Genomic DNA, 24,292 nt, shown 5'->3' on the forward strand with positions numbered 1-24,292 from the left:
GAGATTCCTGTACGATCGAGTACCGGTCTTCTGCACTGAATGTTCGGCGTTGTTTACTCATGATTCCTAAATTAAATGGACTAAACTGTTTTTACAATTTTGTCCAACCATTTAGGGGGCTAAGACACATCTCGCCCAAGAGCTAGACCTAAGCACCGATTCATAGCTCCTTTTGCTTACTTGTATTGACTCGAATAAAAATATGGGTTTAAGGCTCATTACAGTGTTTGCCGGGCCAGTAAATAGTCTGTAAGTGCATAGGCCAGTTTGCGAGGGGGCAATATTTCATCCGGGCTGTCTTTTAAAATAGCAGACACAGGCATACCATCAAACAAGGCAGTGCCTGGATCCTGTACAAGTACAACACCGCCATGCTCATGGATACGCACAGCTCCATTGGCACCATCAGAGCCCGTACCGGAAAGAATGACCCCGACTGCCATGGCTGCCGAATTATCGGCCAGGGAGTTAAAAAAAACATCTATTGCCCAGTTACTTTTGTCTTGCGGGTTCCGGTCGCGGGTTTGCAAATAGCCATTGTGTATGGTCATCAGCTTGTTGGGCGCTAACAGGTAGATATGATTGGCTTCGACAAGGTCCTGATCTGCAGCCCAGCTAACGGGTAGGTTGGTATTAGGCTCAAGCAAAACGTCTGCAAGACTTTGATGGTCGCGGCTCAGGTGCTGTAAAATGATGAAAGCAGCATTAGGCAGTTTGGGCAGATAAGAAAAGAAATCATACAGGTCCTGTCTCCCACCGGCCGAAAAGCCGATCGCTACGATAAACAGTTTTTTAGGATTGCCCATGGAAATTAATAAATAAAGTTTCAAAGCGCTGCTTTGCAAAATACCCTTTTATCCTAAAAATTACAAGGCTGCTGAAAGTAATGTGGTTGAACACGCACGGATCAACAAATATGGCCTGACAAGACCAGATAAATAGAAGGTCTTTTCTGATTACGTATGAACAGCAACTTTAATAATCTGGGGGATAAGCTCAGAATGAAAAGTAAGGACTGATATAAATTGTTTATTGCTGAAATGTTGCTAACTTACATCTAATCAGTTTAATCTGAGTTTCTTCTCCGCCCTGTTCAGAGCTATCCGGTCTAGCCACTCCTGGACAGCAAACATTGGAACATCCACAGCAAGCCTCGTATTACATTGAAGTATCTTATAAATTCTCCCGGGAATACTTCCTTTTGCTGGAAAATCGGCTAATAACTTTAAAGATCAAAAACAAGCTTATAATGGAGAAATTAGCAGTTGTGCAACAATGGCAAGACAGCTTGAGAGACCGCATCAACAGTCTGTGGTTCTGATTTGAAAAAGCTGTTGTAATTGTATCCTTCAAGTATGCCGGCCTCATTGTAACAGTATTTTAATGCATTCCTCATTTCTATGCTTTACCTCCCCCCGCGCGCTACATTTACTGTATATATTCTTTCCTATTTACTTCTGAGAAGCTGTATCTTAGATTTTAGTATTTTTTCGTAAATACTACCGATTAATTTCTGTGGTTTGACCCATAGATAATATCTATTATCATCATGAACCAATGAAATAGGATTGGTTTACGAAATTCAAATAGTGTTGTGATAAGCCAATTCTCGGTTATTGGGATAGTTGAGCAAGATTCATCCTGTGGGATACAGACAACTAACTTAAAACTTTTCCCGGCTATTACTTCAAAGAAATACTGGTTCCAATCGGCATGAATTTTTAGAAGCCCACCCAATTTTTGTAATTACGACTTCTAAATGAAAAATTTTCCATCTGTTGTGATCGAAATCAGGCGTTTTATCGCACAATCCAGAGAATACAGAAAGCAGCTACTTGAAAACAGCAATAAGTTAAAGGAAGCAGTAAGGCTGTCCTGGTACATTATCAATGAGATAAGAAACCAGCGAATGAAGTAAACATTTGGAGTTTCTTGTATCCCCGTGGATTTTGGCATGATAAGTAAATGAGACATCGTAGTACTGGAATAACGATTGATTGTACGCTTTCAAAATTAAGACTAACCTCATTCCATATTATCTGCCGAAGGATCGGCTGAAGGATTGTCCTGACTGTACCATTTGCTGCACTGGTTTTAACCGCAGTGATTCATAGCGTGACAAAGCTGATACAGGATCATAAAGGCCAGACTGTTGGAGAATACAATCCGTTAACGTAGCAGCATCTAGTAGGGATGCGTTAAATCCGGCAGCGCTTATGGGAGTAAGCACGTGGGCAGCGTCGCCGGTTATGGCTATACGTTTGTTGACAAGTTGGTTAGGAACATATTCTGATACAGGTATTGCTGTTAGGGCGCGTGTTTGAATACTATGAAGCGTTGCTGCCAACCAGGGCTGTGGCCATCTTTCTCTGGCTTGATCTGCTAATTCGGTCAGTGTATGCCCGGGAATGTCTGTTCCGATTAATGAATGATGCACAAGTGAACCTCTAACGCAGCCCAGTTCACGTAGCAAGTGATTACGTGTGTTATCATACCATGCCCAACCCAATCTTCTTTCTCCACGCTTACGGGAGCCACCTGCACCCTGGATGACAGAACCAAGCAAGAAATCACCTATACCATCGGGCATACTGACGGCCATATCGGCATCAGGCCAATATTTCTCAGCAATATCCTGTTCGTTTAATATAGCTACCCAGATCATATAACCTGCGAAGGTAGCATTGGGCTTTTGTGGTGCTACCATTCTACGAACTATACTGCGGTGCCCGTCAGCACCAATCACGATATCACCACTGAATATTTTACCTGTATCAGTAACCACCCAAGCCATTTCATCATTCTGGTCAGCACCCCTTATGGGGGTATCATAGATTAATTCAATACGGGCATCATCAAGTGCTGCTGCATGAAGCCGGGATTGTATAGAAGACCAGGCCTGAGCCGACCGCAATCCACCCGAAGCGAGCTTTCTTAATGATTTTGCCGTGGCAGAATTGTCCCTCTCGCCACTATCTACCTGAAGTACCGCGCCACTTCGTGGCTTGGTACCAACCCGCTCCAAAATAGTAACCTTCATCCCAGCCTTTGCAAGCGCAATCCCCATCATCAAACCAGCCAGGGATGCGCCAACTACAACGACAGACATATCGCTTTTTACAACTTGCTTATTCATTTGCTCCAATGACTTTATGATGGAAAGCTCACACCGCTTATCAGCTCACACAGGTGAAGGAATTGTTCCTGGATGCTAACATCATTTGATTTTGATAAATAATTCTCCGGGCGCTTATGATGAAAATAGCGGCCGCTTACCAGCGCTTTGGCCTCATTGCTTGCCGCAAGCCAAACTTGTGTTTGATACCCTTTTTCCAAATCATCAGGTGCACCCGCGCCGCCCATCCTGGTGGGCACCCAACCCGGATCTACGGCGTTGGAATAAACTTTTGACCATTTCCGGGCAACAGCCTTTGCCAAAATAAGGTTGTGCAGCTTAGAATCTGAATATGAAACCCTGGGCTTGGCTGCCGCTAAACCCTTGAAAGTAGGGTCACCTTGCAAATGCATGCCTGAGCTTAAATAGATCAGTCTTTCGGGCTTGTACATCAAACTGGTCAAAATGTAGGGCGCAATGGTATTCACAGCAAGCAGCAAGGGCAGACCATCAACACTTAGGTCCAGATTCGATACCTGGTACAGTCCTGCGTTATGAATAACAGCATCAAAGCGGCCCATATCATTGAGCTGGGCTGCCAGATTTTTTGTTTCAGCTATGCTCGACAAATCAGCGGTCAATACGGTTTGAGCGCCATTGATTTGAGTCAATGCATCCTGGCCACGCTTTTGATTACGTGCGTGTAAAACTACCTGATGGCCCTGGTTGATCAGTGCGGTTGCGGCCAATTTACCTAAACCGTCAGCTGATCCGGTGATGAATATTCTCGTCATATTTTTATTATAACTTTCTTGATGCGGGCAGTGCTCTTGTCCTAATTGATCATTCTAAATATGAATTCTCAAGACCTTAATCGTTACCTCTATTGTGCTAGCCCTTCTGCCAGAATAATTGTACTTGTTGTTGCTGAAATACGAAATTGTCTTGCCGCTGTATACTCCGGGGAATTGTAAAACCGCTCAGCATCCGAAGCAGTTGCAAACTCCATTAACGCGATGATTGCTTCTGATTTACCTTCAACTATTTTTGGATTGGCGTCAAATAGAATAACTTTTCCATTGAACTTTGCTGCCAGGTGCCCTCCCGCTTCCACATATTTCTGAAAGGTGGCCTGATCATGAATGGTAAATGTGGCAATGAGATAGCCTTTGGCCGGTGATTGGTTTTCCATACGTGTTGTTTGTTAATTTTAGCGTTTGTGGTTGAAGGCAGATCTGGTAAATGCAAACTGAGCTTAGGCCACTGGCTGGCGGTAATTAATTATTGCCAGGTCCATTACAATTACTTCTTGATTCTATTACTTCGGCTAGTACCTTGTCAGCTGTATCTGCCTGCTGTTTTCCGATCTTACCTCGTATGATATCAAATACCTGCTCTAATTGCTGTGGGGTGACCCCAACGTTTAAAGCTCCCCCGATGTGTGAGCGCACAAAGGGATCCTGCACGCTTGCTAGTGAAGATACCGTCACAATTTCGCGGTCTGTATAACTTAAAATATCCCTGTCGAAAATATCTGCAAACAGGTGTTCTTTTAAGAATACGTCGATCAGTGGATTAAAGGCAAATAAGGTTTTTAATTGCTCAGCACTCATGGCTGTTACGATCATCTGGGCTTCCTCGCCCCTTTCGTAGGTTGTAGTATCTTCTACAACAGGTGTACTTTCCCGGCCCTGCTGATCTTTGATGCCGTTGGCTTGCCTTTCTGCGACGACTTCTTTGAACAAATGTATGCCCCGGATACTTGGTGGGAAGCCCACATAAGCATACAAATGCGCCAACACTTCATTGATTTCATTAATCGTCAAACCTGCATTCAGGGCTTCATTTAAAGCCACTCTCAGATTCGCCACATCGCTTTTAGAGGTGAAGGCCGATATATTTACCAGATGCTGCTGCCTGGAATCGAGTTTTTGATTTGAATTTTCCATGATACTATTTTTAAAGGCCCCGCTGATAGCGGAGCCTTCATTTTTAATTAGCGGTTGATGCTTTTTTGCATGGCTGCCGGGTAACGGTCGCCGACAATTTTGATTTGGGCGGCAGTCTCTTCAATCTCTTTCAGGTCTGCAGCAGATAATTCAACGTCAACACCACCAAGGTTTTCTTCCAAACGGTGGACTTTGGTCGTTCCCGGAATTGGAACAATCCAAGGTTTTTGTGCCAAAACCCAGCCGATTGCGATCTGTGCAGGGGTTGCATCCTTATCTTTGGCAATCTTACCAATCAGATCGATCAGGGCCTGGTTGGCTTCAATGGCTTCCTTTTGAAAGCGTGGAAAATTTCCGCGTACATCCTTGTCAGAGAATACAGTATCTTCTGTGATCTTGCCCGTTAAAAAGCCTTTACCAAGCGGGCTAAACGGCACAAAGCCAATACCCAATTCCTCTAGCGTAGGTATGATCGTCTCTTCCGGCTCTCTCCACCATAAAGAGAATTCACTTTGCAAAGCGCTCAAAGGTTGAACAGCATGGGCCTTGCGGATAGAATCTGCGCCTGCCTCGCACATACCAAAATATTTTACTTTACCTTCTTGAATTAACTCCCTGACAGTACCAGCGACATCTTCCATTGGAACATTCACATCGACACGGTGCTGATAATAAAGGTCAATAGCATCCCTTTTTAGGCGTTTTAATGAACCTTCAATGCTCTTTCTGATCGTATCAGGATGGCTATCCATGGTCTGTTTCCCATCTTGTATTGTAATACCGAACTTGGTGGCGATTTTAACCTCGTGGCCGAATGGGGCCAAAGCCTCTCCAATCAGCTCTTCATTGGCAAAGGGGCCATACACTTCTGCCGTATCAAACAAGCTCACTCCTTTTTCGACGGCATGACGGATCAATTTGATCATATCATCTTTATCTGCGGCAGGGCCATAGCCAAAGCTCATTCCCATACAACCCAGGCCAACGGCTGAAACTTCTAAACCCTGACTTCCTAATTTTCTAATTTTCATAGTGATTGCTTTTAAATGTTATTTGATCTGTTTATGATGAATTTTTGCTTAATTATTAAAACGGTGCCCACTCAGGAATTTAACTCTGACGGGATCATGGTGATCGAAAATCTGGTTGTCTTGTGCAAATGGGCTCCAGGATTCGATTTGAATGTTACTTTCTTTCAAATATTACTGTCCTTCAACTTGTTGCCAGTACGGGTGTGTTTCAATTTGATTTACCGCTGGAACAATCTCATGATGTACCATTAGGTCGGCCAATCGGTCGGGATAAAAGTTACTCACCCCAATGGCCCTGATTTTCCCTTCCTTGTAGAGTTCTTCCATTGCTTTCCAGGAACCATAAATATCACCGAATGGCTGATGGATCAGGTAAAGGTCCAGATAGTCCAGTTGTAATTTTTTCAATGATTTGGCAAACGCCTCTTTTGTGCTTTCATATCCTGCATCCTGAACCCAAAGTTTGGTAGTTATAAAAAGCTCCTGACGCTCAACACCGCTTTTCTTTATACCCCTGCCAACTGCTTCTTCGTTCTCGTAGGCTGCGGCGGTATCAATCAGCCGATAACCGGCGTTGATTGCTTCGTATACACTTTTTTCACACTGTTGTGGGTCAGACACCCGGAATACGCCTAATCCCAGGATGGGCATCTGAACTCCATTATTTAATCTGACTGTTTTCATAATTGTTTCTTGCTTGCTTGTTTGACGAATACAAAGGTCTGACTAAAAGCAAAGGGTTTTTTTAGACAATCAAACCGAAAAGTATAATAATCAAATCACCTTTGAATTCACCATTTAAAAAACGCGTACATAAAAACAAGCATACACGCTCAGCAATTTAGATTTGATTATGTTAACTTTGTATCATGAACGAGAAAGTAGCTGAACTGGCAGCATATCCAATAGGTGACCTGCAATTAAAAGGCTTTAAAGCCTACGAAGTAGAAACCAAGGTGCATCCGATCCCAATTTATGGTCGCAGGGATTTTTATAAGGTATGCCTGATCAGCGGCCATACTTTACTGAATTATGCAGACCGAAGTATTGATATAGATGACACTTTCCTGTTTTTTGGAAACCCCCATATCCCATATTCTTCGCATATCCAATCTGAAATGATGACAGGCTATGCCTGCCTGTTCTCAGAAGAGTTTTTAAAACTCAGTGACCGTCCGGGCAGCCACCATGAATCACCTTTATTCAAACTGGCAAACTCTCCGGTGGTGGCTGTTAGCGAGCAGCAAACAGCGTTTCTGATCATGATATTTCAAAAAATACTGGCAGAACAAGAATCAGATTATGCGCATAAGGACGACCTGGTTCGCAGTTACTTACATCTTATTATACAGGAGGCACTTAAAATGAACCCGCAGGATCATTTGGTGAAGAACAAAAATGCGGCTTCCCGGGTGGCATTCTTTTTTCTGGAACTATTAGAGCGCCAGTTCCCAATTGAAAGCATCAATGACCCCATCAAAATCAGGACTGCGCAGCAATTTGCCAGCCAATTGAATGTTCACGTAAACTACCTGAACAAATCCGTTAAAGAGATTACTGGTAAACCCACGACCGTTCATATTGCCGAACGCATCGCAACGGAAGCCAAAGCATTACTCCAACACACAGAATGGAGTATAGCTGAAATTGCATACGCCCTGGGGTTTGAATATCCGACATACTTTAATAATCATTTTAAAAAAATAACCGGGGCTGTCCCCAAGTCCTTCAGGACAAAAAACGCAGTAACAGCACAAGTTTGATTATTATACTTTTTGATTTGATTACATTCAAAACCATCCAGATTGATGATTTAATTTTGTGATGTTAAACAGACATCTCAAAGATCAAATCAAAAATAATCAAATGGAAAATAATCAAATGGAAACTCAGGTTTTAATAGGAAAAGTAGCCCTGGTTACAGGAGGTAATTCAGGGATCGGTTTCGGCGCGGCTAAATCACTGATAGAGGCCGGTGCATTCGTTTATATTACCGCTCGCAGGCAGCAGCAGTTGGATGAAGCATTGGCTCAGCTTGGTCAAAACGCAAGGGCCATACGGGCAGATGTAACCAGCAAGAAAGAAATGGAAGACGTAGCGGCGATCATCAAAACTGAAAAAGGATCTCTGGATATTGTTTTCGCTAATGCAGGAGGCGGTAACCCTGTTCCACTACGAGAAGTTACCGAAGAGTATCTGGACAAGACCTACAATGTCAATGTGAAAGGTGTAGTCTTTACAGTCCAAAGCATGTTACCTATCCTGAATGATGGCAGCTCAATTATTCTGAATGCCTCCATTACTGCCTACATGGGGCTTGAAGGCTTCGGTATATATGCTGCCACCAAGGCCGCTGTGCGTTCATTTGCAAGAAGCTGGACCACAGATTTAAAAGACAGAGGGATTAGGGTGAACGCCCTGAGCCCTGGGGTGGTCCCCACAGAAGGCTATCGTACCGAGCAAGGAATGTCAGAGCAGCAGGTCCAGGATTATGTTGACCGTGTGACCACCGAAATACCGGCTGGACGTGTGGGTACGAGCCAGGACATGGGAAATGCTGTTGTATTTCTGGCCTCCGAAGCCAGCAGCTTTATCACAGGGATTGAATTGACCGTAGATGGTGGACAGACAATGGTTTATGCAGGGAAAAATTAAGTTTTAGTACTAGTACACAGATGCCCGGCGCTTACAGACCGGGCATTCGTGTACTAGTAGCAACAGTTTGTTGATCAAGCAAAGAAGTTATCCAGAAGGGATCAAATAAATACAAAAGCACTTGACCTACTTCTTAGTGACACTAGCAACATTTGTACCTGCAAAGGCTTTTGTCTTTCTCGCTCTGTCCCTACGAATCTCTATAACTTCTCTTGTTATCAAACCTTACAATTGATTAGAATACAAATTACATTAAAACCCGACATAAGCCTTTGTTAAATGAACTATAAACCAAGTAAGTGACTCATTAAAAGTGCTTTAAGTTCTCCGACTAAATTCCGGGCATTAACATATAAAACCACGGTTTTCACGAACCATGATTAAAAACAAAATTGTAAATAAATGTTACTTCTTTGCGAAACCTACCAGCTGCCGGATGGATGCAATTTTAGGGAATTAGCAATTGATGCTTTACCAACTTTAAGGCTTCCTTCATCAAAAGACAGATATCTAGCTGTGAGTTGTACCAAAAAACCTTACATGTAGTATTCTCGACAGCCAAAATCTCTCATATAATAAGTATTTCGTCTAGCTCTTTGGACTTGTTATAGTTAAGTATCAAGCAATAAAAGTTTCCTTTAACTCATTGTCCTCTCACATAAAGCAAATTCATTTTCGTATTTCCTTAAAAGGTTTAACTTGGAAATAAGACAAAGAATCCTTGAAGAACAATTCTGTTTCTAGGATCTAGAGACTGTTTTCTGTTGAAAATGGTTTACTTTTTCTTGAATTGACGGCGTATCACTTTTAAAGCTTTTTCTTCGGTTTTGTACGAAGATTTTTCTTCTTTTCTTCTTTCATTTCTTCCAGTCCTCGTGTTCCAAACTCATTTTCATAACCAGATGCGTTGCGCTTCACTTCTACTGCAATTTTCCCACGAGACTTAGCTGAATCAGCTTCAACTTGTCCTGCATTATTGCTGGTTAGCAGCCTTTCAATTGCAAAGTCTAATCCTGCGCTTCCTGCACTGCTGGAAGTTTCAGGGGTAGATTTGTTCGGTTTGTCAATCAGTGGTTTTTCGATTTCAGGTTTGACCGTAGATTTCGTAAATGGAGAACCGTGTCCGAGATCGTCCCAGGTTCCTTTATTTAAATTACTCTTGATGACAGCATATTTAAACTCAGGATCAAGCTGCGCTCCTGTGATCATTTTTAAGTTCCGGATTGGCAACTCAGCATTATTTTCATCCGGGATACTGAAATTCTTAGTGAAGAGAATACTTGTAAAAGGCTTTCCAGACTTTTTGTTGATCATGTCTTTCGTTTGAACGCCATAACCTTCTCGGTTTAAAGCGGCTATAAAATCAGGGAATGTTTTAGAAACAGGCGCTGTACTTTTAACCAATTGTTTCAATTTATCCTTTTCAGTGGTCTTTGGATTATCTATACCAAACTTATCATCAGGTAAGTAGCTTCCAGTTATTCTTTTTTCAAGATTGAGTTTGGAATATGCTCGTCCCAGATCAGACCCTTTGATAACAACACCTGACGACTTCTGAATAAAGGTAATGCCGTTGCCCCTTTTGGTCTTAAAACCCTTTTGTAAAAGCTTCACACATAAGGATTCCAAGTCTTCTGATTCGGGGATCATCTGATCTAAATGGTTTCTCAATTGGGCATGGATTGGGTTGCTTTTTCGTTCTGTTTTGCCATCAATCAATAAGCTGTCCATTTGTTTGGTGGATTGAAGGCCATACTTGTTCTCCATCTTTCTGGAAAAATGGCCCATATCCAAGAAATCATAACTGGTTGAAACGGTATTCTTGCCCAGCTCATTGATCTTGTTTGCTATAATATGGATGTGCTCATGTTCTTTGTCAACATGCTTATAAACAGCAAGTCCATTCTCTTTCAGTCCAAATTCCTTTGCATAATCCTTCACGATATTTTGCAGGACTTCATTGGATGGGCTTTCACCGGGTGGGAAAGAAAAGCTAATATGCGCAACAGGGCTTTTTGTGCGGGTGTTTTGGTCAGCGACAGCATGTAGTTCATCAGCGATGTAATTAAGGTCTATGTCAGGACCATACAATTCCAATGCATTGATGTTTTGAAAATAAACCAGCTCACCCCGGATTTTCAAATTCCCGTTTTCATCAACGCTTCTTCGATCATATTTACAATAGATCAAAGCGTTCAAAAAATCACCACCCGATTTGCCAATTTTTCCAATCATTTTAACTCACTCGTAAGATTATACATATCAGTAAAAGGCAGCAGCTTTTCCTTGATTTTTTGCAGCAGTAGATCAACCTCGACCACAGGTTCTGAGCCTCTATCGAGCTTATTGACCAATTTTTCAATTTTGGTAAATAAGGAAACAATACTGGCAATCAGGCTTTGGCTGAGTACCATTTCATTGATCGAAAAGTCAGCCCGTTGAACCATCCGTTTAAGACCAGCCGCCATCTCCCGAAATTCATCCGAGATCACAGTGTCCGATGATGTATTTTTTGCAAGCAAAAGAACACTTCCTGCCATACGAAGAATGTTGCTCATTTCAGCTTTGACATCTTCCGGAATTGGCCGGCGCAATATCTTTGATTCCCGGTTAAGCAGTTTCTCTCTGCAAAAAACAGTAAAGTCAACTGGGTACCCTTCATGTTCAGCTTTCAACTTAGCGATCTCATCAGGCGTTAGCATCAGCGTTACTTTTACTCTCACCTGGTTGGCGGCCAGCTTAGGTCTGCCTGCTTTTTTGACTCTTTCTTTCTTTTCCATTTTTCTACAATGAGCCGTAGGGCGAATTGACTCCCACAGGGCAAGCGGTTTTCAGACGGGGGAAATGAAACGTAGAGTGATTTTTGCCGGGTGAAAACATAGCTTGCTATTACGATTCTAAAAAGTGTAAGCAAAAGTACCTTAAAAAATGTCTTCGATTAATACCTCTTGTAATAAAATATCCTTCTCGAAATAGAAACCGACTCGAAAATTGAACAAAAATAAGTAATGAAGCTAGTCAGATTGATCAAACTCTTTTTCGCATAATAAACAATGATACATGCCGGTACTTTACAAGTACTATGCATGTACTTTAATTTAGGCAGAAGAAAAATTTACTCGCGATATTCTTCAAAATGCGTAGATGCACGTACTATACGTGTACTATGCATGTATCATGCGTGTACTTAAATTATAAAAGATTAAATTATTGAACTATTCTAATAGCATAAAATAAAAAAATTTTGATATATAAATTCGCAACAGTTAGGAAAAATCAAAAGAACCAAATTAGAAATAGAAACTTTTAAGTCTTTTGTCCAAACCCAAATAATTCCACTCATAGATATTATGAAGTAAACTAGTCACAAGCAAAGGAAAAAGTAAAATTGTGGGGAGATGTATTGGACATTAATTTTTCCATATGGCAAACTACTTCTCGAAGTAACATTGTAGTGGCCGTAATATGATTGTTTTACTATTTAACAACGCGAACATACCCTAGTAAAATTCTACTAGCTTAGTTTGCCGGTCTCCAATTATGTAACTGCAAAAGCTATGTGCGATTATGTGAATTTCGACTTTTCATAATGAGTTTTTTTTACAAATGGGCGAGAAGAAGGTGTTAACAAACCAAGTATTTAGTTTTGGCTTTCTTAAGGGCTGTAAACCATAATCGCTAAGATTCGGATCTGTATTACAGGCGTATTTCCCCAGCCAATGGTTATAAGCAAAAGGGATAGCAGAGATAAATTCAAACCGGGTCGCCTGTAAGCCGCTTGAGAAATGTAGATGGCAAGGAAACTGCTATAATCAAATTACTTCTATTTTAGTAAATTATTGTTTCTATTTTACTTTTGGCCTAAATAGGGAATTGTGACCGTTTGACATATCAACTGTTTTGTGTTACATACCAAGCATTGAAATCCCACTTACTTAACTGATCTTCCAGTATGTCAGATGGTGGAGCGTACATGTCCTTTGTAGTGCCTACTGTGCAATTGATCTTGGAGAAATATGCTAGCAGTGCTTCTTCCATCTGACAACCACCCTTACCATATTGTGACCAAATAGCAACGAAGGCAAAATGGTGATCTTGTAATAATTTAATTGCCTGATTTATCATTCCGGTACCATTAAGAATTAAATAACTCTGTGATGCCGGGTTGATAGAATTTTGTTTTTTACTGTTCCAAGTAAGGTAAGTGTAAAAATCGGGCATGCCTTCGAAAATATGCAGAGTACCATTTGCAGAGCCTTTTACTGTTGATGGGAAAAAGCTTACAGCTTTCGTTCCAACTGTAACTTTCTCATATCCCCTACCCCGATCAAATCGGACTTCAAAGCCGCCTTCATTGTTACGTATGCCAAAGCCGGTATAGGATTTTTTAACGTCATTTCTAGCGTTAAATTTAACGTCTTTAATGTATGGCATGATAGCATCTGGGCTTATGCATCTGCTAAGTAGATATTGTGCTTCCTTGGACATTCCGCGGCCAACATAAGCATGAAAATTACTTACCGTGATTAACTCGTAAAAAGGTGATTCTTGGTTAATTTGCTTATACTCTTGCTTAGTGATAGGCATGATGTGTTTATTGCCCATAATGCGCTCAATATAACTTAGAACTTCCGAAACATTACGTAGATCACCAAATCTCATGGCCAGCTCAATTATACTTCCTCCCCTACCCTCTCCGTGATCATACCAAGCAAATCGATCATGACTTAGTACGAAACTGGGAGTATTCTCTTCTCTATAAGGTGCATGGTACCACTTTCGTCCTTCTGATACTTTGGCACATGCAAAACCAAGGTTTTGAAGAAATTCGTCAAGTAGAATAGACTTTGCTTCACTTACATTCATTTTAAATGAATTTAATCTTACTGCTTAATTTTTGCGCAATTTAATAAATAACACAACTAATTATTTAGTTGTCAATCACTTCTTTCCTCATTAGCAAAATAAGTTTTGCACAATTTTTTTGCTTAATAATAGAAAAAATTTAATTGTTTTTATATAAAGGGTTGTGGGACAAAATCACGGTGGTATTTACGACAAAATCACGGTCGCTTTTGCGACAAAATCACGGTGCGTAACTGCCTTTTACACAGGGTTTTCCACATACTTATCCACATTTATAGTCATTTAGACCGTGATTTTATCGTAAAAATACTATGTAACACATTGAATATCAGTAAATTAACAGCTCATAAATGCCAATACCGTGATTTACTCGCACTTTTGCGTACAATACGTTGATTACAAGTTAGTTAATGAATATTCCTAATTGTTTTGGTATAGGTGTTGGGCTATTGTAAAGCATTAGTCCTTTGGTACCTTTTTGTTCAATCCGAGCATCAGTATACAGGCATCTAACAAGATCCCAGGTTTTCTTGAAATTTGTCCTAAAATCAGTCATCCGAGTGTATTCCCCGCCAAACTGATCTTTTAGTGTTTTCCATGCTAGAAATTGCGGTTTACCCTTAGGTATGCGATGTAAACGGTGCGCAAGGAAACAATACAGGTCAATAGCCGTTGCGTTATTGCTCAGGGCTGCAAGGTGCAACTTCGGCAACGGTACAGCATGTTCGACCAGATTTGTGAAATATTGCTCTGACAGCTCAATCTGCTCAGGCCAACGCTGCTGGTTCTCCGACCCCTTGAAAACTGTAAATCGACTTACAATTGGCATGTTGGTGTTATCTTGCCACTCTGCACCATCAAAAGATAACCGCATGATGGAATTAGATAGCCTGGCTATTTGATCGCGTACAGCACTTATTTGGCTTCCTCCGTCCGTCATTCCTATTTCCTTCACAAACTGCGTTAGATTGTTGCTAGAGACGTCTATAATGCGACTCTGGCTTTGTACGGCAATGGCATTCAAGTTTGCAAGAATAATGCGTGCCTTGGTGCCGTATGGCAGACCCAGATATTCCTGTTTATGCGTAGCTGGATTGATTACTGGCAAAGGTATTACTGTCATAGTAAATTTGCCGCTGTCTGTTTCCCACACCTCATGTGGTGTCAATGGCTCACGCCGTGGCAAAAACACTTGACACATAGCGGCAGCTTGAAATAGTATTTCACGATCATCCGGTTCTTCCTGGAAAGCATCATATATTAGCTTTGACCGTCGTACAGCCACCTTAGATGTTCCATCAGGCTTTGGTTTAGGAGTTTTTTTTGCACCCATTTAGCATTAATTTTAACGTTAAAAATAATGTTTTAAATAACGTCTTTATTGTATGCTGTATTTCCGGCGCTCACGTTCAATCTTTTCCTGTACAGCTTCAATAACCCAATCGTGGACAGAAATAGTGATTTTACGGCTGCGACTTTTAGCTGGACGCCTGTCTCGTAGCTCTTTAATCATTTCCATTTCGTCAACTGTCATAATTAACTTAATGCTTTTTGTGGAATTTGGATCCAGAGGTTTATCAATGCTCTCGACTGTGGTTTTTCCACCTTTGTTTATAATAGCATTAATTTGTTGTTCAGAAACCTTTTTTTTAGGCGGTGATAGGGATATTGACATGGCTTATGCGTTTAAAGAGTTCTGTAATTTCATTAATGGCTTTGGCATCTGACTTCTCCCCCATTTCAAATACGGTCAATCCGGATGCACCTGCATTTGGGTATGCCTTTCGGTTCTTTATTGCGCAATCAACAAAAGTCATTTGCTCTAAACCTGCCAAAGCTTCTGCTGACTCTCTATTATCTAAACTTGTAATATCAGCACGGTTTAAAAATGTGTATGCAGTTAAAGGCGTAGCACGACCTGACTGTATCTCGTCCAAAATTTCCGTGAATTTTGCTAATGTCCAAATATCATGGCTGCGCGGCTGAACTGGGACGATTGCCACGTCAGCTACAAACAATGCAGCTCTCTGGCTAGTTGTATCACGGCCTCCCGTGTCAATTACAATATGGTCATATTTTGACTTCATTGTTTCAACTTGTTTACGAAGGTTTGCACCCACAAGTTGCACCAGTGTATAGCCTACGTTTCCATCTAGGGTCTGCTCTCTCCAAGCAGTAAAATCGCTCGCTGTACCCTGCTCATCTGCATCAATTAGCAGCACGTCAAAATCTTGCTTGGATAGCCACACGGTAAAATGTTCAGCGATTGTGCTGCGACCACTTCCACCTTTTTCTCCTGCGGTAGTGAATATCATTAGACGTTAGTTTAAACATGAAATTTAGCGCCAAAATATATGTTAATTTGTAAATCGCAAAACATGTTACAAATAATGTTTTTATCAATGTTATTTTCAACGCTATAATTAACGTTATTTTTCACACTAAAATAGCGCTAAAATTAACATTAATTATTACATCAAAACAAATCTTATATTAACGTTAACTATAATGCTAAAAAATACTATTTATAAACGTTAATTATAGCGCTAAATTAAACGCTTAAATTAACGTTAAAAAATAAGACAACGCAAGTATTTACTTTATATTAATAGGTTGATTATCAGAATTTATATATTATTATTAAGATATAATTAACCATATTTAAAATCTTAATTTTCCAAAAAGTAATTATTAAAAATAAATAGATTTAGAAATATTAAAGCTTTGGTAAATAGCAAATATAATAATTAATGCAAAGCAATGAATTGAGGAAAGTGATGCTTAATTTTTAGGAATTATCCTTTTAGAGGATAAGAAGCTTTTACAAATTAAAAGTAGTTGCTAAAACCGGTATAACTGGGTTGTCTTAGATCTTTCCAAAATATGTCATATTGCAGGCTTAACGATGCCTCCACGGTATACAAAAGTCTATAATCCATTATTAGTTAATCAAGAACTTTTCCTTGAAGGCTGAATGTACTAAAACTTACTTCTTACCTAATTTCCCATACAATTTCAAGATGTTCAACATAGGGTAGGAGGGGATAAAGGAAATATCAACCAACTGGTTGTATAGCATTGCACTTTTCGCTTCTTAGGGTTCAATATTGATAATTCATCAAAGGTCTAATCCCAAGTATCAAATGAGACAAAGCGATATTCCATTGTGAAGGAACTAGCTTGCAATGAGTGCCCGGATATATCTAGTAAACATTAGCATTTACGACATTTACTGGGTAAGTAGGAGGGGATAAATGTCTGCCTTACTGACATTTATTTGGGTGCTAAAATACAGCCTGTATAAGACCACATTTTTTGACTCAATGCTGCACTTCTCTGGAAGCTCATGTTGGATCTACTTTTTCTTCAATTTCTATTAATTGAGTTCATTATCCGAATGTGTTTCAAACAGTTTTAAATACCTATAAAAGTTAGCATTGTTAATCCCCAATGAAAGTATATATAACCTCGTAATCTGGATCATGCTTTTCTAGCAACAATCAAAACGTTTTATGAGAAAAAATAAAGGGGTACTTTTTAACCAGAATCGTTTATATTAAAATTATTCAGGTTTAAAGTAGCTATTGGAAGAAATTTAAGGGGATGAGGTGAGGATTTTCGACTTGGCTGAAAGTTTACTTATCTTTTTGGCACGGACATGTAGTGGTACTTAACAATTCGACTAATCTTATTCAGCTATGATGTCTCTAGCTTTGTTGGTATAAGTCATATTAACAATGGTCAGCCTTAGGAAAAAACAATGGGAGGTGCCCGAAAGTGCTGCTGCTTTCCAAGAATTCAGGTAAATCCTCTGTTTTCATAACTGCAAATCTATGCAGCACTGCACTGATCACAAACTCACTGGGAGATCGTAAATAGACCTTTTGGTCTGGTGTTTTAGCAATACAAAATATAGTCTGCTTTGGAAATTTTGTGACATAGTCATGAATTTCCGCCCAATCACCTTCAATAATGTATGTATCCATTGATTAATCTACTTAAAAATCATAGCTGACTTTGGATTATGTAAAATATGTTCCTAAAAATTTTTATTAATTAAAACAGGCAAATGGTTTAATTCCATTTTAGGATATTTCACACCTTTTAATTAACCTGTATATAGCCTTTCCATCAAATTGCTTGTGCCTGCGCGTCAGGTAATGGGTTTCATTGAGCTTCTCTGCAATCTGGGCATAAGTCATATTTTTACTCCTATATAATACGGCGAGTTCTGTAGCCTGCACATTGGCCTTATTCGTTAAAGCATTTTGTGTCCGTATCTGCTGCCCTGTACGTATAGCCTCTAAGGTTAAGTTCTCCGGCTTGCCAAGTTTAAATCCTTGTAATTTCTTTTGGGACAGTGCGGCTTTGGTTCGTTCGGATGTACGCTCGGCTTCATACTGTGCAAAGGTCACCATCATTCCAACGGATAAGGTATTAGCATCCGGCAGATCGCAGGCGACAAAGTTGACGCCCGTATCTCGAAGTGTCATTACGAAAGCAACGTTCCTGCTGAGGCGGTCCAGTTTGGCAATTAACAATTTTGCCTGATTTTTCTGACAGGCCAGAATGGCATCCTGAAGTTTGGGACGATCACTTTTTTTGCCAGATTCAATTTCCGTAAATTCCAGAATTATTTTGTCACCTTCCCGAAGGTAGCGATTGACGATAGACATTTGATCTCCTAACCCTAGTCCGGATTTACCCTGTCCTTTAGTAGAGACTCTGTAATAGCAGACGTAATTCATGCGATTCTAATACTAATTTATCAAATGTAAAGTTTTATGGCATATAAAAAACGCTCGTTTATTAAATGCCATAAAATAGAATCAAATCAATATTGTTATATCTAAATTGAAATTATACTATATTCATAATATATAATTTTCTTATATATTAATTTTTGTTAACCTTATATTAAGTAAGAAAATTTGACTTGTAACTTTTGTATCCATAAAGGCTTCTTATTGATTTTCTATTAATTTAAACTTTGCTTGTGATAGGGGAGCTACTTTATCAACTTCTATTTATTAATTACCTGATTCCTTTTTTGGATGAGTAAGATTTGTACTTAGGCAGAAGAATACTTTTTAAACTACGGATCTTGCCCCGCTACTTGCGTTACAAAATCTTACATGTAGTATTACCGACAACCGAAATCATTCACATTGCAAGTATTCAGTTCAGCATCTACTAGAAGAATTCAAAGTATATGGTAAGGATTTCTGAACTGAGTGGAGGGTTACTTACCTTTGCGTTTTGATCAGTAGAGGTCTCCAACAAACAATCCATTTTTTTATTTTCAACTGTTCAGTTTCGTGTGAATAGATCATCAATTATATAAAATCCAATTAATTACTGTACTAAGAAAGGAAGCCTACCCTTTAAGTCCAAAATAGAATGATTATATTCCGCCAAAATAGTTTAATAATATATACATTTGGCGTAATATAATTTTTTATAATACGCCAAATTGTTAATCTCTTTATAGCTTTGTAATAAAAAAACAAAGCAAATGGAACTAGTCACCGGGCGAGTTGAAGAAAAGCTACTTTTAAATAAAATTGAAAAATCAGGAGAAGCGGAGCTGGTTGCAATATTTGGCCGGAGGCGGGTGGGAAAAACGTTTCTAGTAAGAAACGGTTTCACTAAAAGAATTTCCTTTGAGTTTTCCGGAATTCACCATGCAACCTTAAGCCAGCAACTGGAAAACTTCAGCATGGCACTAACCAATGCGGCTGGCGGATTACCAATTGCTAAACCGGAAAGCTGGTTAAAAGCTTTTGAAATGCTTAAACAACTACTGGATCCATTATTAAACAAAGACAGAACAATTGTGTTCTTTGACGAATTCCCATGGATTGATACTCCTCGCTCGGGCTTTCTGCCAGCATTTGAGAACTTTTGGAATAGCTGGGCCTCACAGAAGAAAAACCTTATTCTTATTATTTGCGGATCAGCTGCATCCTGGATGATCAAGAAGGTCATTAATAATAGGGGAGGATTGCACAACCGGGTAACCAGACGAATACGGCTCCTTCCCTTTACCATCGGAGAAACATCAGAATACCTACGGCAACGCAAAGTCAGGTTAGACAAATACCAGTTGTTACAAATATATATGGCAATGGGCGGCATACCACAATATCTTAAAGAGATTGAACCGGGTGAAAGTGCTGCCCAGATCATAGACAGGCTATGTTTTACCAAAGACGGCTTGTTATTTGATGAATTCAGAAATCTATATCATTCCCTCTTTGATAGTGCCCAAAACCATATAGATATTGTACGTGCATTAGCAAAAAAAGGCAAAGGCATGAGCCGCAATGAACTCATTGATGCATGTAACCTGACATCCGGAGGCTATGCTACCCAACTGCTGAGTGAGCTAACGGAATCCGGCTTTATTAGCACATACATTCCATTTGGTAAAACCATCAAAGATGCCCTTTTCAAGCTCACAGATGAATATTCTTTGTTTTATTTAAAGTTTATAGAAGGAAGTAAAGCCACTGGACCGGGAACCTGGCTAAGATTTACACCCGGCAACTCATGGAAAAGCTGGAGTGGAAATGCCTTTGAAAGTATATGCATGAAGCATATTTCCCAGATTAAAAAGGGCATTGGAATCGCTGACGTATATACGGAAGTATCAGTCTGGCGTCACCAACCAAAAGAAAAGACAGAAAAAGGAGCTCAGATTGACCTACTTATTGATCGGAATGACGCATGCATCAATATTTGTGAGATGAAGTTCTCTGAATATCCATTTGAGATTGGTAAGGCATACGCAACAGAGCTGGAAAGTAAACTTACCGTGTTTCAGCAGCAGACAAAAACCAGAAAAACCCTTTTTTTGACAATGATGACAACCTATGGGGTAAAAAATAGCTTGAACTATCCAGGACTGGTTCAAAAAGAACTAACCATGGACGTCCTTTTCAATTAATCAAAGCCTTTAACAGGATACTCCAAAATGGTGCTTTATGTTATTCTGGAAGAATGTACTGGCTAATCTTGAACAATAACATTCCAGCATTAAGTCTTAGTCCTATAAATAATAAAATAGTAAACAGTAATTACATTTAAAATTCATCCAGCATTCAAGCTAAGTATATTTTTATTTCCTTGATTTAAGGATACATGTTTTCGTACAAACAGACCGGAAAATATCTATATAAATACAATAAACAATTTTACTTCTTTTGATTGGAACGTCCATCCACAACTAATTATTCCAACCAGGCTCTTCAGGAGTTTTGGCATTGCTTCAAAGCGGGTGATCAGCAGGCTTTAGATGAAATTGCAGCCTGGCACTACCGCTTTTATTACTAATATCTTCGTAATAGATTCATATCAATAAAATACAACAATTATCTATTTGAAAACAATCTTTACTTAAAATAACCATATTTTAAATTTGTTTTATAACTATCATTATGTTAAATAGATTAACTGTTTGTAATGAATTCATACCTATTACATTTACTGGATAAATCATTTTCCATCCTTCTTGCTTACTACAATTAAAACTTTGTGTCAAAAGCTTCAATCCTTAAATAGCCAAGTTGTAAACCATATACAAAACTGCATAGAAGTAGCAATTAAATAAAATAGGTCATGTGCTATATTCCTAAATTGTCTGAAAATTTGGGACACTTACAGGCGGGAGATCAGAGGGTATTTTAGCCTAATACCGTGTTTGCTCCAACTGACTAATTAGCCCAGGTTAGTCAGTAAAATCCACTAATGATGAATTGAAATTATTGTGCATGCGCCCAAGAGTACGGAAAATGGCGGCTATCTTAGGAAACGTCAAATTTCAATGCCCGGCTTTTGAAAAGGTCTGTTTTAAATTTGAAAATAAAATTCCGCAAAGACATACCGGTTTTATTGAGCATATATAAGTTAGCTGTTTCTTCTGAAATATTAAACTTCATCAGCAACTCCGTAACACGGATCGTCTTTCTGTTTTCCAGTTCGTGTTTAAGATGCTCAACCAACGCTTCGGACAGTTTTTGCTGACCTTCGGGCTCTTCGACTTTGTGGAAATCAAAGTTGTTTCTTACTAAAATATTTACAATCAGTGAAATACTGCCTTTGATCAGTTTGAGAAACGAGGCTTGCTGTTGCGTCAGCTCAAATGTGATTTGTTCCACCAAATAGCGGATCGTGTCCGCATCACGCTCATTACTAACCAGCTTTCCCTGCCGGACACACAGATTTCTAAAAATATTTTCCACTTGTTTGTAGGTTTCCACAAATTCAGCAACATGCTTTTGTTCTCTGTCCGCACAGACTAGAGAATCGAATGCGATCACTAGCACTTCAGTAGCCATATCCTCTTGAAAAACTAGCATTTCATCTGGTTTGAGTAGGATAACGCCACCCTTACAGTAACTATGCAGCTGGTTGTTCAATATAAACTGACCGTCTCCACAAGCCACAAATACAAGGCGGTAATGAGAAGCGAATTCGTAGCTGTCCTCCCAATTCCGCGTTTTGCACAGGAGCAGATGAAATTGTTTGCGGGCAGTAAATTTAATCGATGACATTTTACAATTCAGGTTAATGCGATAACCCAATTTTGTAACTTAAAGTCTATTTTTAAAAAGACAATTGCCGAATGACAAGATTACGTTGCAGAATACCCGTTTTCACACCTTAAATCCAGAGAAATTCTATTTCCCCAGCCAGTTTTTGAATGCAGAAACACGGTCCGGGCTAACATAGGCTTCCTGAGCTAATGCCGGATCAAGGTCGATTTTAAGCTTTCCGGCCGATATAGTATGGATGTTACGAATGGCATTGATGGAAACCATCAGCGAGCGGTTGATCCGGAAAAATCGCACTGGGTCCATGAGCTGAGATAGCTTGTCCAGGCTGTATTCCACCGCAAAGTGCCGGCCGTCGAAGAGCCGCAGAAAGGTGGCCTTTTCTTCAATTACGAAGTACGCGATTTCAGGGCTTGTAAAAGTAAATATTCGTGAACCAGCCGTGCACAGGAACCGATCTTTATATTTTTCCGGAACTGGTGCGTCCGCAGTATTGGCCGCACTAACAGGAGGCGGTGTAGCGTTCAGTCTTTTAAATTTGATCAGCGAAGCTTGCAATTCGAGCGGGCTAATTGGCTTCAAAAGATAGTCTATACTGTTGGTTTTGAACGCTTTTAACGCATACTCGTCAAATGCGGTCGTGAAGATGACAGGAATAGTCAAATTCAGACTTTCCACGATTCTGAAACCATTGTCATCTTCGAGGTGAATGTCCAGAAAAATGAGGTCAGGGCTTGTATTTGATTTATTTTGAAGATAAGCTATTGTGTCAAAAACTGACGGGATTACAGCCAGTACATGTATAGACGCATCGATATCCTCTATCATTTTACGTAGCCGTTCCGCGCTGAGATATTCATCTTCTACAATCAGCACATTCATGACAACAAGGGAATTTTGACGATAAAATCAGTTTCAGTCCGCTTAATTACAACGTCTTTATTCTGCAACAATTTGTAACGGCTGACCAAATTACTTAATCCAAGGCCGGTTGTCTGTTCTTTAAAAATTCTAACTTGCAACGGATTGCGAACAATTAGGATCGTATTTTCAATGGTAATGTTGATGCATAGCGGATTTGCAACGGACATGGTATTATGCTTGACTGCATTCTCAATAAGTGGCTGCAAAGTGAGTGGAATAATGCTATACCGGTTCTGATCGACTTGAGATACCTGAACATCCAATTGTATCTTTTCCTGAAAACGAATGCGAAGTAAATAAATATAAGTTTCAAGAAAATTCAATTCTTCTTTCAAACTGATCTGCCCAAGTTCCGCTTGTTCCAGAATGTACCGATAGGCCAGCGAGAGTTGCTGGATGAATTCGCTCGACTTCTCAGAACGAGATTCCACCAGCGAGGCAAGCACACTGAGATTATTAAACAGAAAATGCGGACTGATCTGGTTTTTCAATGCCAGGAAACGCGCGCTCATGTTTTCGGTAGCCAGCTTTTCGGAATCCACCAGCATTTTCTGCAATTTTTCTTGGGCCTGGCTGCTGACGCAGAGATAATAGCCTGCTATTAATGCCAGAATTGTTAGAGCCTGATTGGAATGATAACGCGTGATTTTTGCATCCATCGACATCGTACCGTAATGGTTGAATTTTGAACGAAAAATCCAATTGGAATCCATAAACCCCCATGTATAAATGAGCATAAGATTAAAAACCAGTGCTAGCAAAATGGCCGGAACCAGCGCGATGAGTTGATGCAATAAATTGAAATTTGCAGGACGCTTGCTGCCGGTCAGCACCGGAAGATTTTTAAGAAACCAGTCCATTAGGTAAATCCAGCTAGTATAAAACACAGTACTAATTAGAATTTCAACCGAAAATAATGGAAGTTTGTGCAGAATCGTGGCCCAGAAATCCATCCGGACATTAATAAAAGTTCTCAACGGGATGTATACAATCGCCAGCGCGAAGCCCAGTAACCACTTCTGACCAAAAAAATAAGGATGCATATTTGCAATGAAAGCTTTACACCAAAGTATGATACCTCGATTATGTTAGACCACTAATTTAGGTTTGTTAGTTGTTTTAGGCGCACATTTCAAACAGCTCTGCAGGCTTTTTTCGATCTATTCCCTGGTGCGCTCTGAAATGATATCTATCCAA

Annotated in this window: 22 protein-coding genes; 4 read left to right on the top strand and 18 right to left on the bottom strand. The window is 39.9% G+C overall.

Annotated features, from left to right (window positions below):
* Positions 1–218 precede the first annotated feature (218 nt).
* Positions 219–830, bottom strand: a complete 612-nt coding sequence (locus FEM55_RS00575) for a chemotaxis protein CheB (RefSeq protein WP_171036427.1) — start codon at positions 828–830, stop codon at positions 219–221.
* Between the two features lie 929 nt (positions 831–1,759).
* On the opposite strand from FEM55_RS00575, the gene FEM55_RS24815 reads away from it, so the two are divergent.
* The gene (locus tag FEM55_RS24815) at positions 1,760–1,918 is read left to right on the top strand and encodes a hypothetical protein (protein WP_161597103.1); all 159 of its coding nucleotides are present in this window, start codon (positions 1,760–1,762) and stop codon (positions 1,916–1,918) included.
* Positions 1,919–2,035: 117 nt separating this feature from the next.
* On the opposite strand, the gene FEM55_RS00580 is transcribed toward FEM55_RS24815, so the two are convergent.
* The 6 genes from FEM55_RS00580 to FEM55_RS00605 all read right to left on the bottom strand — a co-directional run bounded on the left by FEM55_RS00580 (position 2,036) and on the right by FEM55_RS00605 (position 6,779).
* Positions 2,036–3,136, bottom strand: coding sequence for an FAD-dependent monooxygenase (locus tag FEM55_RS00580; protein ID WP_138279390.1), 1,101 nt, complete (start codon positions 3,134–3,136; stop codon positions 2,036–2,038).
* Between the two features lie 14 nt (positions 3,137–3,150).
* Complete coding sequence (locus tag FEM55_RS00585) at positions 3,151–3,909, bottom strand: SDR family NAD(P)-dependent oxidoreductase (RefSeq protein WP_138279391.1); 759 nt, start codon at positions 3,907–3,909, stop codon at positions 3,151–3,153.
* A gap of 89 nt (positions 3,910–3,998) precedes the next feature.
* The gene (locus tag FEM55_RS00590) at positions 3,999–4,307 is read right to left on the bottom strand and encodes a DUF1330 domain-containing protein (RefSeq protein WP_138279392.1); all 309 of its coding nucleotides are present in this window, start codon (positions 4,305–4,307) and stop codon (positions 3,999–4,001) included.
* An 85-nt stretch (positions 4,308–4,392) separates the two neighbouring features.
* Positions 4,393–5,112 (bottom strand): carboxymuconolactone decarboxylase family protein, encoded by a 720-nt coding sequence (locus FEM55_RS00595; protein WP_310588652.1) that lies wholly within the window; start codon positions 5,110–5,112, stop codon positions 4,393–4,395.
* Positions 5,112–6,095 carry an aldo/keto reductase gene (locus FEM55_RS00600; protein ID WP_138279394.1) on the bottom strand — a complete coding sequence of 328 codons (984 nt, stop codon included), beginning with the start codon at positions 6,093–6,095 and terminating at the stop codon, positions 5,112–5,114. Before FEM55_RS00600 ends, FEM55_RS00595 begins: the two co-directional genes overlap by 1 nt.
* Before the next feature lie 171 nt (positions 6,096–6,266).
* Positions 6,267–6,779, bottom strand: a complete 513-nt coding sequence (locus tag FEM55_RS00605; protein ID WP_138279395.1) for an aldo/keto reductase — start codon at positions 6,777–6,779, stop codon at positions 6,267–6,269.
* A 185-nt stretch (positions 6,780–6,964) separates the two neighbouring features.
* Between FEM55_RS00605 and FEM55_RS00610 the strand changes: the two genes are divergently transcribed.
* Entirely contained in the window at positions 6,965–7,858 is an 894-nt protein-coding gene (locus tag FEM55_RS00610) for a helix-turn-helix domain-containing protein (protein WP_138279396.1), read from the top strand.
* Positions 7,859–7,961: 103 nt separating this feature from the next.
* The gene (locus FEM55_RS00615; protein ID WP_201747731.1) at positions 7,962–8,750 is read left to right on the top strand and encodes an SDR family oxidoreductase; all 789 of its coding nucleotides are present in this window, start codon (positions 7,962–7,964) and stop codon (positions 8,748–8,750) included.
* Positions 8,751–9,557: 807 nt separating this feature from the next.
* Here FEM55_RS00615 and FEM55_RS00620 read toward each other — a convergent pair.
* The 8 genes from FEM55_RS00620 to FEM55_RS00655 all read right to left on the bottom strand — a co-directional run bounded on the left by FEM55_RS00620 (position 9,558) and on the right by FEM55_RS00655 (position 18,364).
* Complete coding sequence (locus FEM55_RS00620; protein ID WP_138279397.1) at positions 9,558–10,985, bottom strand: relaxase/mobilization nuclease domain-containing protein; 1,428 nt, start codon at positions 10,983–10,985, stop codon at positions 9,558–9,560.
* Positions 10,982–11,530 carry a hypothetical protein gene (locus tag FEM55_RS00625; RefSeq protein WP_138279398.1) on the bottom strand — a complete coding sequence of 183 codons (549 nt, stop codon included), beginning with the start codon at positions 11,528–11,530 and terminating at the stop codon, positions 10,982–10,984. The genes FEM55_RS00620 and FEM55_RS00625 overlap by 4 nt, the downstream gene beginning before the upstream one ends.
* Before the next feature lie 1,111 nt (positions 11,531–12,641).
* On the bottom strand, positions 12,642–13,616 hold the full coding sequence (locus FEM55_RS00630) for a DUF8464 domain-containing protein (RefSeq protein WP_138279399.1): 975 nt from the start codon (positions 13,614–13,616) through the stop codon (positions 12,642–12,644).
* Positions 13,617–14,019: 403 nt separating this feature from the next.
* Positions 14,020–14,949 (bottom strand): replication protein RepA, encoded by a 930-nt coding sequence (locus FEM55_RS00635; RefSeq protein WP_138279400.1) that lies wholly within the window; start codon positions 14,947–14,949, stop codon positions 14,020–14,022.
* Between the two features lie 45 nt (positions 14,950–14,994).
* Positions 14,995–15,291 carry a hypothetical protein gene (locus tag FEM55_RS00640; protein WP_138279401.1) on the bottom strand — a complete coding sequence of 99 codons (297 nt, stop codon included), beginning with the start codon at positions 15,289–15,291 and terminating at the stop codon, positions 14,995–14,997.
* Positions 15,266–15,931, bottom strand: coding sequence for an AAA family ATPase (locus FEM55_RS00645; RefSeq protein WP_138279402.1), 666 nt, complete (start codon positions 15,929–15,931; stop codon positions 15,266–15,268). Before FEM55_RS00645 ends, FEM55_RS00640 begins: the two co-directional genes overlap by 26 nt.
* A 1,416-nt stretch (positions 15,932–17,347) precedes the next feature.
* Entirely contained in the window at positions 17,348–17,602 is a 255-nt protein-coding gene (locus tag FEM55_RS00650) for a hypothetical protein (RefSeq protein WP_138279403.1), read from the bottom strand.
* 99 nt (positions 17,603–17,701) lie between these two features.
* A complete protein-coding gene (locus FEM55_RS00655; protein ID WP_138279404.1) occupies positions 17,702–18,364 on the bottom strand; it encodes a recombinase family protein in 663 nt (220 codons plus the stop codon).
* A 767-nt stretch (positions 18,365–19,131) separates the two neighbouring features.
* Between FEM55_RS00655 and FEM55_RS00660 the strand changes: the two genes are divergently transcribed.
* Positions 19,132–20,565, top strand: a complete 1,434-nt coding sequence (locus FEM55_RS00660) for an AAA family ATPase (RefSeq protein WP_138279405.1) — start codon at positions 19,132–19,134, stop codon at positions 20,563–20,565.
* Positions 20,566–21,421: 856 nt separating this feature from the next.
* Here FEM55_RS00660 and FEM55_RS00665 read toward each other — a convergent pair.
* From FEM55_RS00665 to FEM55_RS00675, 3 genes are all read right to left on the bottom strand, one after another.
* Positions 21,422–22,171: a hypothetical protein gene (locus tag FEM55_RS00665; protein ID WP_138279406.1), complete on the bottom strand. Its 750-nt coding sequence runs from the start codon at positions 22,169–22,171 to the stop codon at positions 21,422–21,424.
* A 126-nt stretch (positions 22,172–22,297) separates the two neighbouring features.
* Positions 22,298–23,053 carry a LytR/AlgR family response regulator transcription factor gene (locus FEM55_RS00670; protein WP_138279407.1) on the bottom strand — a complete coding sequence of 252 codons (756 nt, stop codon included), beginning with the start codon at positions 23,051–23,053 and terminating at the stop codon, positions 22,298–22,300.
* On the bottom strand, positions 23,050–23,955 hold the full coding sequence (locus tag FEM55_RS00675; protein ID WP_229209031.1) for a sensor histidine kinase: 906 nt from the start codon (positions 23,953–23,955) through the stop codon (positions 23,050–23,052). The genes FEM55_RS00670 and FEM55_RS00675 overlap by 4 nt, the downstream gene beginning before the upstream one ends.
* Between the last annotated feature and the right edge of the window lie 337 nt (positions 23,956–24,292).

Source organism: Dyadobacter sediminis (assembly GCF_005860765.1).
GTDB lineage: Bacteria > Bacteroidota > Bacteroidia > Cytophagales > Spirosomataceae > Dyadobacter > Dyadobacter sediminis.

Coding starts and splice junctions, on each gene's coding strand:
- FEM55_RS24815 (WP_161597103.1), top strand. CDS start 1,760: ATGAAAAATTTTCCATCTGTTGTGATCGAAATCAGGCGTTTTATCGCA.
- FEM55_RS00580 (WP_138279390.1), bottom strand. CDS start 3,136: ATGAATAAGCAAGTTGTAAAAAGCGATATGTCTGTCGTTGTAGTTGGC.
- FEM55_RS00585 (WP_138279391.1), bottom strand. CDS start 3,909: ATGACGAGAATATTCATCACCGGATCAGCTGACGGTTTAGGTAAATTG.
- FEM55_RS00590 (WP_138279392.1), bottom strand. CDS start 4,307: ATGGAAAACCAATCACCGGCCAAAGGCTATCTCATTGCCACATTTACC.
- FEM55_RS00600 (WP_138279394.1), bottom strand. CDS start 6,095: ATGAAAATTAGAAAATTAGGAAGTCAGGGTTTAGAAGTTTCAGCCGTT.
- FEM55_RS00605 (WP_138279395.1), bottom strand. CDS start 6,779: ATGAAAACAGTCAGATTAAATAATGGAGTTCAGATGCCCATCCTGGGA.
- FEM55_RS00610 (WP_138279396.1), top strand. CDS start 6,965: ATGAACGAGAAAGTAGCTGAACTGGCAGCATATCCAATAGGTGACCTG.
- FEM55_RS00615 (WP_201747731.1), top strand. CDS start 7,962: ATGGAAAATAATCAAATGGAAACTCAGGTTTTAATAGGAAAAGTAGCC.
- FEM55_RS00620 (WP_138279397.1), bottom strand. CDS start 10,985: ATGATTGGAAAAATTGGCAAATCGGGTGGTGATTTTTTGAACGCTTTG.
- FEM55_RS00625 (WP_138279398.1), bottom strand. CDS start 11,530: ATGGAAAAGAAAGAAAGAGTCAAAAAAGCAGGCAGACCTAAGCTGGCC.
- FEM55_RS00630 (WP_138279399.1), bottom strand. CDS start 13,616: ATGAATGTAAGTGAAGCAAAGTCTATTCTACTTGACGAATTTCTTCAA.
- FEM55_RS00635 (WP_138279400.1), bottom strand. CDS start 14,949: ATGGGTGCAAAAAAAACTCCTAAACCAAAGCCTGATGGAACATCTAAG.
- FEM55_RS00640 (WP_138279401.1), bottom strand. CDS start 15,291: ATGTCAATATCCCTATCACCGCCTAAAAAAAAGGTTTCTGAACAACAA.
- FEM55_RS00645 (WP_138279402.1), bottom strand. CDS start 15,931: ATGATATTCACTACCGCAGGAGAAAAAGGTGGAAGTGGTCGCAGCACA.
- FEM55_RS00650 (WP_138279403.1), bottom strand. CDS start 17,602: ATGGATACATACATTATTGAAGGTGATTGGGCGGAAATTCATGACTAT.
- FEM55_RS00655 (WP_138279404.1), bottom strand. CDS start 18,364: ATGAATTACGTCTGCTATTACAGAGTCTCTACTAAAGGACAGGGTAAA.
- FEM55_RS00660 (WP_138279405.1), top strand. CDS start 19,132: ATGGAACTAGTCACCGGGCGAGTTGAAGAAAAGCTACTTTTAAATAAA.
- FEM55_RS00665 (WP_138279406.1), bottom strand. CDS start 22,171: ATGTCATCGATTAAATTTACTGCCCGCAAACAATTTCATCTGCTCCTG.
- FEM55_RS00670 (WP_138279407.1), bottom strand. CDS start 23,053: ATGAATGTGCTGATTGTAGAAGATGAATATCTCAGCGCGGAACGGCTA.
- FEM55_RS00675 (WP_229209031.1), bottom strand. CDS start 23,955: ATGGACTGGTTTCTTAAAAATCTTCCGGTGCTGACCGGCAGCAAGCGT.